9 protein-coding genes are annotated in these 14914 nt (G+C 62.9%); 5 read left to right on the top strand and 4 right to left on the bottom strand.

Translation table 11 applies throughout. From position 1 onward, the window contains the following. Positions 1-64: 64 nt before the first annotated feature. Positions 65-1486 carry a serine/threonine-protein kinase gene (locus ACT86A_RS20985; RefSeq protein WP_445093880.1) on the bottom strand — a complete coding sequence of 474 codons (1422 nt, stop codon included), beginning with the start codon at positions 1484-1486 and terminating at the stop codon, positions 65-67. Beyond that, complete coding sequence (locus tag ACT86A_RS20980) at positions 1476-2201, bottom strand: hypothetical protein (protein ID WP_445093879.1); 726 nt, start codon at positions 2199-2201, stop codon at positions 1476-1478. Before ACT86A_RS20980 ends, ACT86A_RS20985 begins: the two co-directional genes overlap by 11 nt. A 252-nt stretch (positions 2202-2453) precedes the next feature. On the opposite strand from ACT86A_RS20980, the gene ACT86A_RS20975 reads away from it, so the two are divergent. The 3 genes from ACT86A_RS20975 (at position 2454) to ACT86A_RS20965 (ending at position 11140) form a co-directional block, all read left to right on the top strand. Next, positions 2454-5321, top strand: a complete 2868-nt coding sequence (locus tag ACT86A_RS20975) for a helicase-related protein (RefSeq protein ID WP_445093878.1) — start codon at positions 2454-2456, stop codon at positions 5319-5321. A 98-nt stretch (positions 5322-5419) separates the two neighbouring features. Continuing rightward, on the top strand, positions 5420-9979 hold the full coding sequence (locus ACT86A_RS20970) for a DNA methyltransferase (RefSeq protein ID WP_445093956.1): 4560 nt from the start codon (positions 5420-5422) through the stop codon (positions 9977-9979). A 30-nt stretch (positions 9980-10009) separates the two neighbouring features. Then, a complete protein-coding gene (locus ACT86A_RS20965; protein ID WP_445093877.1) occupies positions 10010-11140 on the top strand; it encodes a hypothetical protein in 1131 nt (376 codons plus the stop codon). 739 nt (positions 11141-11879) lie between these two features. Here the strand turns inward: ACT86A_RS20965 and ACT86A_RS20960 are convergent. Together ACT86A_RS20960 and ACT86A_RS20955 are read right to left on the bottom strand one after the other, a co-directional pair. Continuing rightward, positions 11880-12542 (bottom strand): GDSL-type esterase/lipase family protein, encoded by a 663-nt coding sequence (locus ACT86A_RS20960; protein WP_445093876.1) that lies wholly within the window; start codon positions 12540-12542, stop codon positions 11880-11882. A gap of 17 nt (positions 12543-12559) precedes the next feature. After that, a complete protein-coding gene (locus tag ACT86A_RS20955) occupies positions 12560-13885 on the bottom strand; it encodes a helix-turn-helix domain-containing protein (protein WP_445093875.1) in 1326 nt (441 codons plus the stop codon). 167 nt (positions 13886-14052) lie between these two features. Here ACT86A_RS20955 and ACT86A_RS20950 point away from each other — a divergent pair, with 167 nt between their 5' ends. Both ACT86A_RS20950 and ACT86A_RS20945 read left to right on the top strand, forming a co-directional pair. Next, entirely contained in the window at positions 14053-14400 is a 348-nt protein-coding gene (locus ACT86A_RS20950; protein WP_445093874.1) for a hypothetical protein, read from the top strand. A gap of 68 nt (positions 14401-14468) precedes the next feature. Beyond that, a complete protein-coding gene (locus ACT86A_RS20945) occupies positions 14469-14792 on the top strand; it encodes a hypothetical protein (protein WP_445093873.1) in 324 nt (107 codons plus the stop codon). Positions 14793-14914 lie beyond the last annotated feature (122 nt).

The following is a 14914-nucleotide window of genomic DNA, read 5'->3' as shown; positions in this document are numbered from 1 at the left end:
CCAAGGGCCCGCGCGCACAGATCCTCGTGCACCGCGCGGCGGCGTCATCGGTCACGAAATCGGATCACCTTGCGCTCGCCCTGATCTGGGCGATCATCTCCGACAGCTGCACCACTCGTGCATCGCTCTCCCCGTGCCAGGCCGCCAGCTGCGCGTGCAATTTCCGCAGTCGCGTCAGCGCAGCCCGAACCTGACCGCTGTGTACCTGGCAGGTGGCGAGCTGCCGCTGGCAGTACATGACCTGGTCGTCATAGGGCCCGCGTTCCGCGGTGAGGTCGTCGATCAGGTCGCTGTAGAGCGAGCCGGCCTGAGCATGGTCACCGGATTCCAGACACAGATCGGCCAGCCGAATCCGCGCGTCGACGACGTCTACATCGCGAGCGCCGAGCTGTGGCACGGCAACGTCGAGAGAGTCTTTCAACCCTCCGATGGCGGGCACGTAACGGGACTCGTCGGCGAGGTCGCGAGCACGGCGGATCGCCTGATCGAGATCACCGCGGGTGAACTCGGGCGCGGGGGCCGCGTCGCCGATTTCGGGCCGTTTCTGGGGCATCGCGATCCGAGTCGCCGTGGACGCACCGACGGCTGCCGCATACAGCCGTGCGGGGCTCGCCGGATCGGGACGTTCCATCAGCCCGTCGAGCGCACCGACATACCGCATCAGTACTCCGTGCACGGTCGTCGCATCCGCCGGACGGTCGGCCGGCTCCTTGGCGAGCATGCTCGTCACGAGCACCGCCAGCTCCTCGGGCACCTCGTCACGGTCCGGCTCGAGAATCGGTGGTGCCGTATTGATCTGGTTGAACATCGTGTCGAACTCCGACGACCCGAGCATGGCCCGAACGCCGGTGAGCAGTTCGTACATCACCAGGCCCAGCGCATACAGGTCGGTCTGCGGCACCACCGAGCTTCCCCGAACCTGTTCGGGCGCCATATATTCCGGTGTTCCGATGCCCGATCCGGTCCGGGTGAGGCGTGTTTGATCAGCGTCGAGCGCGACCGCGATGCCGAAGTCGAGCACACGAATTGTTCCGTCGGCGCAGAGCATGAGGTTCGATGGTTTGAGATCGCGGTGGAAGATCCTGTGCCCGTGGGCCTCCACAAGCACTGCTGCGGTTTGCGCGCAGATTCCGGCGACCGCGCCCAGCGGCAGCCGACCGCGGACAGCCAGGATGCTGTCGAGCGTGACACCGTTGACGTATTCCATGATCAGGAACGGCTGCTCGGGTGGCCCCGCGTCGATGCCGGCGTCGAACACCGTGGCCATACCGGGATGACTCATCCGCGCCATCAGTTCGGCTTCCCGCACGAAACGGCGTTCCCATTCGTCGTTCTCGGCCAGATGGGGATGGATGATTTTGATAGCGACCCGGCGCTTGAGCCTACGATCGAACCCACGGAATACCCGTCCCATGCCGCCGCTACCGATGACCTCGATCAGCTCGTAACGCTCGGCGATGATCCGTGGCACCATGTCATTGGCCATGCGCCCCACCCGCATTGCCCGCCCCGTCCGCAATCCGAAGCGTTCCCGAGGAGAGCCCGGACAGGCCCTCTCTGACCATGCGTTCGACAGCGAGACGCTGACCGCGCCATGCCTGCTCGATCTCCATCAGTTGCGCGACCGCTTCGCCGACGGTCCGCTGCTCACCGATCGGCACCCGGGGAAAGGCGACCCCGAACAGGTCGATCGGTCGGCTGTCCGCGGCATCTGCGGCCGCTCGCACGACTCCGGACAAGAAGCACGCGTCGATGACATCCGGATTGACCCGTAGCACCACAACCCCTGGCGCGAGCAGCGCCGCATCCGTGCGCATCGACACCACCGCATGGCCGACTCCGGTCACAACCACCACGTCGCCCGGCTGCCCGAACACCGCGCCGGGCGTGCCTGGATCGCCATTTCTCGACGGTTCCCGGCCGAGACGAATGTCCTTGGCCGTCAACATCGGAGCTCCACTCGCGATCGCCACAAGGGTGGGTGGCGACTCCAGCACGGTCAGCGCCCCGGCCTCAGCGAGCTCACCGATCGACACCGTCGGACGCGGACCGTCTCCGGCGACGAGCTCCGGCGCGACCGGCGAGCGGAATGCGAAAACGGAGGTTCGCAGCGCGGTGTAGGTGGCGACGTCAGGCGCGAGCACGGCGTCGGCGGCCAGCCCGGGCGGCGCCCCCGCCGCGTCGTTCTCCACGATCGCCACCTCCCCACCTGTCCTTTTCGGATGCGACAACGGTAGCAGCGCGCCAGCTGCGTTGCTGGTCGGACCATTTACTCGCCCGAATACGCAAACCTCCACTCTTCATCAATTGACATAGTTTTCAGTGCATCTTAAGGTTCGGGGAGACCACCGAACGACATGCAATCCCGAAGCTAAACATGCAGAATTCCGAATGACTTCCGATCCGGTACTAAGTTGGATCTCCTCTGCATCGACCCACCAGGAGTACCCCTGATGCCCCACCCCGTCGAGCCTCGCGAGCTCAACGTCGCCCCCGGCTCGATCGTCGTAGTCCGCGACGAGGAATGGCTGGTCACCTCCGCCGAGCAGGGGTCCGACGGCTGGCTGCTGCACGTGCGCGGCCTGTCCGAGCTGGTCGCGGACACCACCGCCACGTTCTATGACAGCCTCGACCACATCGAGGTGCTCGACCCGGCCAAGGCCCAGGTCATCCCCGACGGTTCTTCCGGCTACCGCAACTCCCGCCTGTGGCTCGAGGCCCTCCTGCGCAAAACCCCGTTCCCCTACGGCGACCAGACGGTCACTGTCTCGACCCACATGCTCGCCGACTCGCTCGGCTACCAGCGCGCCGCCGTCGCCAAAGCCCTCGACCCCCAGCACATCCGGCCGCGGATTCTGCTGGCCGACGCGGTCGGCCTCGGCAAGACCCTCGAGATCGGCATGATCCTGTCGGAGCTGGTTCGCCGCGGCCGCGGCGAGCGGATCCTGATCGTCACCCCGAAGCACGTCCTCGAGCAGATGCAGCACGAACTGTGGTGCCGTTTCGCGCTACCGTTCGTCCGCCTCGACTCGGCAGGCATCCAGAAGGTCCGCCAGAAGCTCCCCGCCACCCGCAACCCTTTCACCTACTACAAGCGCGCGATCATCTCCATCGACACGCTCAAAAGTCCCCGCTACAAGGCACATCTGGAACGCCAGCACTGGGATGCGGTGGTAATCGACGAGTCCCACAATCTCACCAATGTCGGCACCCAGAACAACGAGCTGGCCCGGGTGCTGGCCCCCAACACCGAGGCCCTGATCCTGGCCTCGGCGACGCCGCACAATGGCCGCGAGGAATCCTTCGCCGAACTCCTGCGCCTGCTCGATCCCACCGCGGTCGCCGCCGACGGCTCCTTCACCAAGGAGGATGTGCAGAACCTGCTGATCCGCCGACACCGTCACCACGACGAAGTTGCCGCGGAGGTCGGCAGCGACTGGGCCGAACGCGCCGAGCCGGTGCACCGCCTCGTGCAGCCGTCCGACGCCGAAGACGCTGTCGCTCGCGAACTCTCCCAGGTATGGCTGCACCCGGAAACCGGCGCTTCTCCGTATTCCGGCGAAACCAAGGCCCTGTTCCCGTGGACGCTGGCCAAGGCTTTCCTGTCCTCCCCGGCAGCTCTGCGCGAGTCGATCAACCAGCGCCGTGACAAGCTCCGCGACGGCACCCCCGCCCAGCGCATCGAACTGGCCGCCCTGAACACGCTCAGCGACCTCAACGACAAGGCGTTCACCGAGTCGGCAGGCAAGCAGGCCGCCCTGGTCTCCCGCCTGCGCGAGATCGGTGTCAGCCCCAAGTCGTCCCTGCGCGCCGTCGTTTTCGCCGAACGTGTCGCCACGTTGAAGTGGCTCACCGACCTCCTACCCGCCGCTCTCGGCTTGAAGCCGGAGAACATCGCCATGCTGCACGGCGGCCTGTCCGATGTGGAGCAGCAGGAGATCGTCGACAGCTTCAAACTCGAAACCTCCCCGATCCGGGTCCTCGTCACCGGCGATGTCGCGTCCGAGGGCGTGAACCTGCATGCCCAGTGCCACAACCTGATCCACTACGACATCCCGTGGTCGCTCATCCGCATCGAACAGCGCAACGGCCGAGTAGATCGCTACGGCCAGAAGTTCCCGCCGGTGATCTCCTCCCTCATCTTGGAGCCTTCGGATCCCGAATTCTCCGGTGACCTGCGCGTGCTGTCGCGCCTGCTCGAACGCGAGAACCAGGCGCATTCCACGCTCGGTGACGTCGCCTCGCTGATGGGCAAACACAGTGTGGGCGACGAGGAATCGGCGATCCGCGATGTCCTCGCCCGGAAATCCGACCTCGACGATCAGGTCAGGACGGTCGAAGACGTCCTCGAAGGCGACGATTTCGACGCCTTCTTCGCCCAGCTCGACAACGACGACACCCCCGTGCTCCCGGAGCTCCCCCGCCAGAGCCTCTACACCGACGACATCGGCTTCCTCGACGAAGCCCTGCGCGCCGCCTACGACGACGTCCCGCATGCGGCTCCCGGCAATGGTGGTGTCGGCTGGACCATCCACGCCAATCACGGTATCGCCGAACTGGTCCCGCCTCCCGACCTCCGCCAGCGCCTAGCGCATCTGCCGCAGAACTATCGCGAGAAGGGTCGCATCGACACCCATCTCAAGCTCGCCACCTCCCGCCAGGTCGGCGACGCCCAGCTCCGCGCCGCCCGCCAAGGCAAAGGCATCAACAACACCACCTGGCCGGAGGCCCACTTCCTCGGCCCGCTGCACCCGGTCCTCGACTGGGCCAGCGACCGCGCTTTGTCCGCCCTGGGCCGCAATCAGATCTTCGTCATCCGCGGCGTTGTCGACGCCGTCACCGTCTTGCTGATGGGCACCTTGATGAACCGCCGCGGCCAGCTCGTCTCGCGCGTGTTCTCCACCGTCGAGTTCCCCGACACCGAACGCCCCACGCTGGCCTTCTCTACCCCGCTGGAAAACCTCGACTTCCTGCTCACCGACACCGGATTGAAGCCGGGGACCGCGAACCCCGGCCCGATCCCCGCTCCGGAACGCTTCCAACAGTTGATTCCCATCGCGGTCGACAAAGCTACCCAGTCGATGAAACTCGTCCTCGGCGAGCAGGAACGCACCGCCAACGAGCGCCTCGCCCAATGGCGCCGCCGCGCCGACCGCTGGCATTCCGGCGCCGTCCAACTCGAACTGGTCGGCAGCCAGAAGAAGAAGGTCGACACCTACGCCCGCCGCATCGCCGAAGAACAACGCCTCGCCGAATCCCTCGCCCCCACCCAGCAATTGGTGCGCCCACTGCTGGTGATCGTCCCCGGAAAGGACCAGTAACCGTGGCCTCTTTCGATTCCATCGTCGTCGGCGAGGATTGGATCAGCGAACACTACTTCACCACCGATTCGGTGAAGGAGTCGTTTCACGGCAAGGTGATGGAGCTGCGCAAGGCCTGGGACGCCGAGGCCAAAGAGGGTCGGAAGACCGTCCGCAGCTCCCTGTTGTCCGCCGCCGGCGACCTGCACACCGCACTGGGTGCCCTCGCCGAGAACCCCGAGGCCGCCCCCAAGGCCCACGCCGCTGTCCGCACCGCATTCGGTTTCGACGGCGAACTGACCCCCTTCACCGCCGAACGCGCAGGCTCCGAACTCACCATCCCCGACGCCCAACTGGCAGGCACCCCGAACGTAGTTTTCCTGCAAGCCGACCCAGTCGAGTCGATCGAAGACTTCCTGGGCATGGGCACCCTGATCACCCCCGCCGTCGAAGACAACAAGCCTCTCGAATCGGCCTCCAAAGCAGTCTCCGCCGCATTCCGATCCGACACCCCACCGGCCTTCGTCGTCGTCCAAGCCGGCCGCTGGCTCCTGCTCGCCGAAGCCGAACGCTGGGCCGAAGGCCGCTACCTCGCCGTGGACCTGCTTGTAGTCGTCGAACGCCGCCACGACGCCCGTGGCGGCGAAATCGACCGCGCCGCAGCGATATTCGGCCACCAGGCCCTCAAGCCCGACGCCGACGGCAACATCTGGTGGACCGGCGTCCTCGAAGACTCGGTGAAACACACCGTCGGCGTCTCCAAAGACCTGCGCGAAGGCATCCGCCTGTCCATCGAAATCATCGCCAACGAGGTCGTTCGCCGCCGCCGCGCCCGTGGGCTGACCATGGACGGCATCGACGGCAACGAGCTCGCCAAGCACTCCCTGCGGTTTCTGTATCGCATCCTGTTCCTGCTCTACGCCGAAGCATCACCGGAAATGCAGGTGCTGCCGACCGGTGCCGCCGAATACGAGGAGGGCTACGGCCTCGACCGCCTCCGCGAACTCACCCTCACCGAACTGGTCTCCAACCACGCCCGCACGGGCACACATCTGTACGAATCCTTGAAGCGGCTGTTCGACCTCGTCGACAAGGGCCACACGCCCAAGGTTCGCGAGAACGTCACCGACGACCCGGCCCCCGGTCTCGAATTCAACCCCCTGCGCGCAGACCTGTTCTCCCCCAAGGCAACCGCCCTTATCGACGAAGTCGGCCTCGGCAACAAAACCACCCAACAGGTCCTCGCCCACCTGCTGCTCACCAAGGAGAGCAAGTCCCGCAAGGGCGCCGACCGCGGCTTCATCAGCTACGCCGAACTGGGCATAAACCAGCTGGGCGCGGTCTACGAGGGCCTGATGTCCTACACCGGCTTCTTCGCCGAAGAAGACCTCTACGAGGTCGCCAAGGACGGCAACCCGGAGAAGGGTTCCTGGGTGGTTCCGGTCAACCGCGCCGACCACCTGTCCCCCTCTGATTTCGTGTGTGCCGAGGACCCCGTCACCCACGAAAACAAGCCGGTCATCCATTACAAGGGCACCTTCGTCTTCCGCCTCGCGGGCCGCGAACGCCAGCAGTCCGCGTCGTACTACACGCCGGAAGTCCTGACGAAGTTCGTTGTCTCCCAAGCCCTCGAAGAACTCCTCGACCAAGACGGGCACCGCACCACCCCCGAGGAAATCCTCTCCCTCACCATCTGCGAGCCCGCCCTCGGGTCCGGCGCGTTCGCCATCGAGGCTGTCCGTCAGCTCGCCGCCGAATACCTCAAGCGCAAGCAGGAGGATCTGGGCGAGCTGATCGATGCTGACCAATACACGGTCGAATTGCAGAAGGTGAAGGCGCATATCGCCCTTCACCAGGTGTACGGGGTCGACCTCAATGCGACCGCTGTCGAGCTGGCTGAAATCTCGCTGTGGCTGGACACCATGGTTGCCGGGCTGCAAGCACCATGGTTCGGGCTGCACCTGCGACGGGGCAACTCGCTGATCGGTGCGCGCCGAGCGGTATACGCGCCCAGTGAGCTGGCCAAAAAGGCTTGGCTCAAGACCGTGCCGAAAGATATCCCCCTCGGCGCCGAAATCGGCGCCGGAATCCACCATTTCCTCCTCCCCGCCGAAGGTTGGGGCGCAGTGGTCGACACCGCCGAAGCCAAAACCTACGCTCCGGAACAACGCGAAGTACTCCGGTTGTGGCGCAACGAGATCCGCAAGTCTCCTTCCAAGGAGATGACCAAACGTCTCGCCTCCCTGGCTCAGCGCGTGGAAACCCTGTGGGAATTCACGCTGCGTCGCCTCACCATCGCGGAATCCGAAATTCGGCGTGATCTGCACCTATGGCGCAGCGAGCCTGTCGACCATGTCCCCGCCGTTTCCCGCGAACAGATCGAAGCAGTGCTCAATGACGAGAACGGCACCTACCAGCGGCTGCGGCGGGTAATGGACGCCTGGTGTGCACTGTGGTCGTGGCCTGTGACCGGCGATATCGCAGCGCCGGACTGGGACCAATGGGTCGGCGGCCTCGAGGCGGTTCTCGGCAAAACCGCAAGGGCGGGCAAGTTCCAGAGAGACGGGCAGTTCAGCTTCGCTTCAGACATGGACTGGTCCGAACTCGATATCGCCGAGGACCACGATCGAGTGTACGCGCAGGCCAGATCTGTCGATGCGGCTCTCTCCGAATTCCCTTGGCTGGCGGTCGCTGCCCGGATCGCCCAAGCGCAGGGGTTCCACCATTGGGAGCTTGATTTCGCACCGGTCTTCGCGCGAGGCGGGTTCGACTTGCAGGTAGGTAACCCGCCGTGGGTGCGGCCGGACTGGGACGAGGCAGGCGTTCTGGCCGAGTTCGATCCGTGGTGGCAGTTGGCGCACAAAGCCTCCGAGGCGGAGAAGAAGGCCAAAGCTACATGGGCGCTTGCCATCCCGGCCGTCCGTGCGATGCTGCTCGACGAGCGAGCTGCACAGGCCGGCCAAAACCGGCACGTCGGCTCCGGTATCGACCGACCAGTCCTCGCCGGCCTGCAGCCCGACCTGTACCGCTGCTTCATGGAGCGGACCTGGCGATCATCGTCCGCGCGCGGCATCACGTCGCTGATCCACCCCGAGAGCCACTTCACCGAAGCCCGCGCTCAAGGACTCCGGCGAGCCTGCTACCGACGACTCAAGCGGCACTGGCAGTTCCGCAATGAGTTCAAGCTCTTCACTGAGATCAACAACACCCGCCAGTACGGCGTCCACGTCTACGGCAGCGACTCCACCGTCCACTTCCTCCAGGGCTCAGCGCTCTACCACCCTGACGTCCCTGCCCGCTCACTCCACGCCCGTCGCTCAGGCAACGACAGCTCCACCATCGTCCCCGGCGTGAAAGACCCCGACGGGAAATGGGACGTCCGCCCCCACCCCGAACGCATCATCGACATCACCGAATCCGACCTCGCCGGCTGGGCCACCCTCATCGACGAACCCGGCACCCCCGCTGTCGAAGCCCGCATGCTGTACCCCGTGAACCGCGCGAGTGCAGCGGTTCTCGACAAGATTGCCGCCGCACCGCGACTCACCGATATCGAATTCCAATGGACGCGAGGCTGGGAAGAAGACCGTGACCGTAAACTCGGCTTCTTCGAATCCCGCTCCGCCGTCCCGGACACCCTCGACAACACCATCCTCCAAGGCCCCCACCTCACCGTCGCCTGCCCGATCTACCAACAGGGCAACCCGACCATGCGCAGCAACGTCGACTACTCCCCCATCGACCTCCAGTCAATCCCAGACAACTTCATCCCGAGAACCAACTACCAGCCCGCCCGTCCCCTCCCCGAATACCAAGCCGCATACCCGAAGTGGAACGACCAACCAAGCTCGTCCTACTTCCGCCTCGCCTGGCGCCGAATGGCCGACTCCGCAACAGTCCGCACACTTCACTCAGCCATAGTCCCGCCCGGACCAGCATTTGTTGGAACGGTCTTGACAGCCAAGCTCCCCACGTCAACCGACCTGGTAGTTGCATCGGGAATCTGGTCGTCCGTACTGGCCGACTTCCTCATCAAGGCATGCGGCGCCACCGAACTGAAGCATGGACTGATGCGCCGGCTTCCCCACATCCGGGGTCATTCGCTAGAAAGTGCCCTGGTCCTGCGCACTCTTCGACTCAATTGCCTGGTCGAACCGTACGCTCCTCTTTGGGCAGAGCTCTACGACCCCATCTGGCTACAGGACTCCTGGGTACCCGGCCTTGCCACCGCCTACAGCGGCAATCCGGACCTCGGTGCGATCGGACCCGACTGGACCTGGAGCACACCGTTGCGCACCGACGCCGACCGCCGCCAAGCCCTCATCGAAATCGACGCCATCGTCGCCGTAATGCTCAACATCACCGCCGACGAACTCCTCACCATCTACCGCACCCAATTCCCCGTCCTCCAAAAATACGAACGCGAAGCCCTCTACGACACCAACGGCCGCCAACTCCCCACCAAACTCGCCTCCGAATACCGCAAAAAGGGCTCCCTTCCGAAATCAGACCTAACCGTGGACGGCATTGCCTACCAAGAACCTTTTATTAGCGTAGACCGAGAATTCGACATGAAAATCGCCCATAAATACTTCTCGGAGGTTGCCCAAGACTGGTCTCTGAACGAGCGCGGCACTACGAGAGCGAGGCACGTACCACGAATGACGATAGAAGAATAGTACTAGACAAGATTCACTGAGGAGATATCTATGGGCAAATGGGGATCCGACAGACGGATTGTGCCGTATGGCATGCGGGTCGAATTGGATCGTAGAGTCTTTAGGCCGGAAAGCATTGATCGCGAACCTTATGCGGCCAATTTCAATGGCGCTGGAGCAGATCTGTTACATGTCATCAGCTCGTTTATTGAAGCATTGCCGGCAGACAGACTAGTTGAGCGAGACGAACGCCATTTCGGACTTCCATCAGATATTCGGCGTAAGGGCCGAACAATTTGTTGGCGCATGGAGGGCGGTGAATCCGGGAGAGCCAGTTCGATCAAACTTACGAGAGATGGGGAGAAGCAATCGCGTGAGCGATCTGGCGTCGAGTGGGAGCCGTACTGGGTCCACGCAGTAGTTCCGTACAACTCCAACCAAGCATGGCTGCTGATCGAGAAAAACGGAAGGTATACGCTGCCAACCGAATGGAGAAAAGAGCTTGCGCAGCAATTCGCTACTGCCTATCGTGGATATAAGCTGCGCATCTCGACGGTTCGCGAGGCATCCCTCTGGAGTCAGGTAGAGAATGCCGTTGATGACAACCGGCTGGTCGGATTTGAGGTCGCGCTCCGAAGCGCCGATACACCGTCGGCGACCAGCCAGGCAGCAGGTTTCGAACGCGGTATGACCAAGCAGACCAGAGAGATCTGGGCTGCCACGGACGCTCCCGTCCCCGGTCATATCCTTCGTCGCTTTCGCCGGAGATATACCCGCATGCGCACGCCCGAAGGCATTCGGCAGATCGACGCGCCGCTCGAGGTGGACGACCTTGCCGACCCCCGGTTCCAGATCCGATTACGTGACGACGTCGCGGAGATCAAGGCAACAGTCCTGACCGAAGACGGCCTCAGCCGCACGATCGTGTTTGAAGGCTTGGACCCCCAGCAGACCTACGTCATGGATGACACGTCACTCGGTTCCCCCACTCAGGATCGGTTCATCCGCGATTGTCGTACCGCAGTGGGAGACTTAGCACGGTCGGGTGGCGTCGCCCTACCACCGGGGTGGGACTCGGGAGACTGGAGCCACCCGGACACGGCGATACTGATGGAGGTCAAACCAAGTGATACTCCGAGCCAAGACGTCGAATCTATCGAGGAGACTTCAGCTCTCGTTTGATTCAGCCATCTACGGGATGCGCCGTATACCTGATGGAAGATTTACAATTTCCAGATTTGTAGCGAGCATAGCAATACCATCATTTATCGTCGGATATACCGCTGTAACTAGACCCGATGTCCAGGCAGCCCAGCTTCTATCGGGAGCCTCGATCATATCCGGAGTTCTCTTTGGCTTGTGCACGCTCAGCTTGAACAGAATTAAGGATCTCTCTGGAGATGATGGGCAACCCTGGGTCGGCGTTGACCCAATCAAGCCAGCGTACAGATTCGCAAGAAGCGTCTTTGCAGCTACTTACGTCTCAGTCACCGTTACCGGCTTATTGGTCATTCAATTGATCGTGACCGCCGGAAGGCCACGAATCGCCCTTATGGCAATATCACTAGGCCTGCTTACGCATCTTGGAGCTCGAATTTGTTTTCTACTCGGCGGACTTCGCCACCAGGCCGAGGCGCTCGCGGGACAGAGGGTTGCCGAGACCCCCAAAAAGACATAACAGCTGTATACGGAACGTAGGATTGCACGCGCCGAGATACCTGCATGTACCGGCCGCAAGAGAGGATCTCTATATTCAAGAGGATTGCTGCCGGAAAGTGCTCTTATTGGTCAGATCTCGCTATCCAATCTGACCACCGCGGCACACCGCTACCGGGAAGGCCTTAGTGTCAGGCCTTCCCATCAGCAGCGGTTTCGCTGGGAGGCATCCGCGATCCGGTCGTAGGTCGAAAGTACTGCTCGGTTAGTTTCTACCCGACATCGTGGATATTTCTAGAGCTATCAGTTTCGCAAGCTGCTCGTGAGAGTCGCGGCTCAGGTGTATACCGTCAATTCCCGCACGCACAACCGTAGCCGCATCCACAAACAAGGCACGGCGCTTGTGCGCGACGTGGCGTATGGCCTCGCCAAGCTCGCGCGATTTACGCACGGATTCGGAATCGTATTCGGAACTTTGCTCGGCAAACGCAGGCTGGTCGGCGTCGAGATGTATCGGACTGACCAGCAGCGTCGCCGGCACTCCACCGGCCCGGGTCCAGGCGGTGCCCTCGATGTTGTCGATATAGCCCTCTAGCGCGGTAGCGACGGCGTCTACTTCCCGACCGAACTTGGCCTTGAGATCGTTGTTTCCCAGCATGATGACCACGATGTCCAACGGCGAGTGGCTACGGAGACAAGGTTGAAAGTACTTGCGGCCATTGCGATCATCTCTATCCGGGTCGTCAAGATCGGTGGTGCGGCCGCCGAGACCTTCCTCGATAATCGCATACTCGGTTCCCAGTATTTGCTGCAGCCGTCCGGTCCAGCGCACATCGACTGGCCATCGACCGCGTCCTTCGGAGGGCTGGCCGAAGGTGTTGGAATCTCCGAAGCACAGAACGGTGAATGCGGAGGGGTTAACGATCAAAGTCGGGTTCCTTAAGGTCATTCAAACGAACCGAGGTGTTCGGCAACCCCGCCGATACCATTCGTGAGCAGGTTGCCTCGACGAGACAGCAGTTCATCGGTCAGCGCATGAGCCAGGGGTATGTGACGAACGAATTCTGGAGCCATCGAACATGCTCGGCGAAGCGTATCCACGGCCCCAGCATCGTCTCGATTCCCGATCTGAGCCTGTGCGACATTAACGAGCCTACGGCTCAGCAGCGTGGGTGGAATTCCCGCATCACCGCTGGTTATGACCGCAGCAAGTTTCAGAGCTTCACGCGGCCGATTTGCTCCGATCTCGTTGATCACACCGAAGCTGGCCGCAGAGGTGCGACCGAAAGCATTGGACGCCTCAGGTCTGCTGCTGTACTCGTCATCAAGCAGCATCCCGGCCGATTCACACAGGCGGAGAAATTGCCGTGCCTCACGGTAGTCCCCAGTTCGAGAGGCTGCGAATGCCGCATAGCAAAGAAGCTCTCCCCAGATGGCGATATGGCGCGCTGTAGCCGTAGACAACCGTGGCTCGATCTCGGCAGCGGCATCTTCTGCGCACGCGACAGCATCGTCGTACAGGCCACTTTTCGTCAAAAGCCACGATTGTGATCCTCTGATGGCGGCCCGCGTCAGCTCATCTCCGCTTTCTGCGGTCAATGAATCCGCGCGGAAGATGGCGAGGGCTGCCAAGTCCGTATGTGCCACATAGCCAAGAAGGTTGGAGGCTGCATGTAATAGTTGTGCGAGCAAAACGTGTATCTGCCGGCGCCTTTCGCCGGTTGCCTCCTCGGCGGCGCTATACGCACCCGCCAGAGCGGCGGGAAGCGCCTGCTCCATTTCGCCGAGCCGGGCCGAGAAGAACAGGTGCCATGCGCTCGCTACCGTAGCAGCGATTTCGGACTGTCTGGATGGCGGCACATCCGGGATGTATCCCATAAGCATCCGCCGCAAGGCGGAAATACCGTCATCGTGCGAATCGCCGTGTGAGCTATCCGAGACTCCCTCGCCGCTCGGCCGGATCATCACCGCGGGTGACCGCAAGCAAAAGGTCGGAACTCCGGAAAGTTGCGCGGATACGCTAGCGAACTCCGTTCGTCCCTTCTGAAGCGCGGCATCGAAGCGCGCCCGCTCCTCGTCGTCGAGCCTCCTGTGGGTGGTGTCCATGCACTCGGAGTACTTCGCCCCAAGGGTGATGTCGACACCCCTGCGTTCCCATTCGCCGACCGCTTCCAGAGAGCATCCGATCCGGTCCGCGAACTGAACTTGCGTGTCTCGCAACGCCGTACGCAGCGCGGCGACCTCGAGGCCGGTCCACCTGATAATCGTCATCTCTCGGCGTTCTCCCCTCCGCTGTAGTACCGCCAGGATACGGGCTCAGTACGGGTTCGGTGAGTCCTTCTGCCGCGACGACACGGCAATGCTGGAAGCAATTATTACCGCAATCCGCAGAGGCGCACGCTCAACTTTCGCCCCGACAGAACCCGGAGCCGACCGTTATGCCCGTACCCGCAGCCGAAACCAGCGCCCACGAGCCGATCGGCGTGAAGCCGATCCCGACCGGCATCGCCCCGATCGGCGACTGCATGCGTCAGGAACTACCGAAACTCCCCACCAGGCGCACGCACAACCAGTCGATGGCGGCCACCCTGCGACTCTGGCACACCCGGAACCGGGACCTCCTCGAGCGCGTCGCCGGCCTCCGCCACCTCGATTCTCCGGCGGGCTGCAAAAGCACCGAACCCATTCGCGGGCGAGCACACGCCATCCACGTGATGGCCGATCACACCAAGCACGGCTGCCCCCGGTTCAGACTCGCAGCACAGTACATCGAGGCCTCACAGTGACCACCGGTCCTGAGAATGTCCCTCTCGGTCGCGGTACTTCGATCCCGAATCGTGAAGGGACAGGCGCTTTGACGGAAATGAACAATCCGATACGAGCAATTGCGCTGCTGCACAGCGACCACGACCCCGCCACCTTGAAAGCACTGACGCGGAAGCACCGACTGCAGATCGTTTACACCGTGCACACCGACACCGTCGACGTCTTGGCCGCGCTGATCGCTGTGCAGTACTCCCTCGAGCACGCCGCGGAGGCGGTCGTGGTCCCCCACCTCGGCACTCTCCAGCCCGGCGCCCCCTGGTGGAAAGTCACCCAAGCCACCGACCTGATCACCGGAACACAGGAATATCCCCCGTGGTCGGCAATCACCACGCAGACGGGACGCGAACAGTGATCACACTCGGGATCGTCATCGCGATCGGCCTGCCATCGGCCGTGCTGATCCTGTCGGTGACGTTGCCGGAACACAGCGACAAGCCGACCATCCGCTGGCTGCGAAGGCGAACCGCCACAAAC

Source organism: Nocardia glycosmidis (assembly GCF_052545115.1).
The sequence above is the reverse complement of the archived record's forward strand: the minus strand, read 5'-3'. Positions and strand labels throughout refer to the sequence as shown.

What these genes read in the sequence shown, in the direction of transcription:
- ACT86A_RS20985 (WP_445093880.1), bottom strand. Translation starts at nt 1,486, where the DNA reads ATGGCCAATGACATGGTGCCACGGATCATCGCCGAGCGTTACGAGCTG.
- ACT86A_RS20965 (WP_445093877.1), top strand. Translation starts at nt 10,010, where the DNA reads ATGGGCAAATGGGGATCCGACAGACGGATTGTGCCGTATGGCATGCGG.
- ACT86A_RS20975 (WP_445093878.1), top strand. Translation starts at nt 2,454, where the DNA reads ATGCCCCACCCCGTCGAGCCTCGCGAGCTCAACGTCGCCCCCGGCTCG.
- ACT86A_RS20970 (WP_445093956.1), top strand. Translation starts at nt 5,420, where the DNA reads ATGGAGCTGCGCAAGGCCTGGGACGCCGAGGCCAAAGAGGGTCGGAAG.
- ACT86A_RS20950 (WP_445093874.1), top strand. Translation starts at nt 14,053, where the DNA reads ATGCCCGTACCCGCAGCCGAAACCAGCGCCCACGAGCCGATCGGCGTG.
- ACT86A_RS20955 (WP_445093875.1), bottom strand. Translation starts at nt 13,885, where the DNA reads ATGACGATTATCAGGTGGACCGGCCTCGAGGTCGCCGCGCTGCGTACG.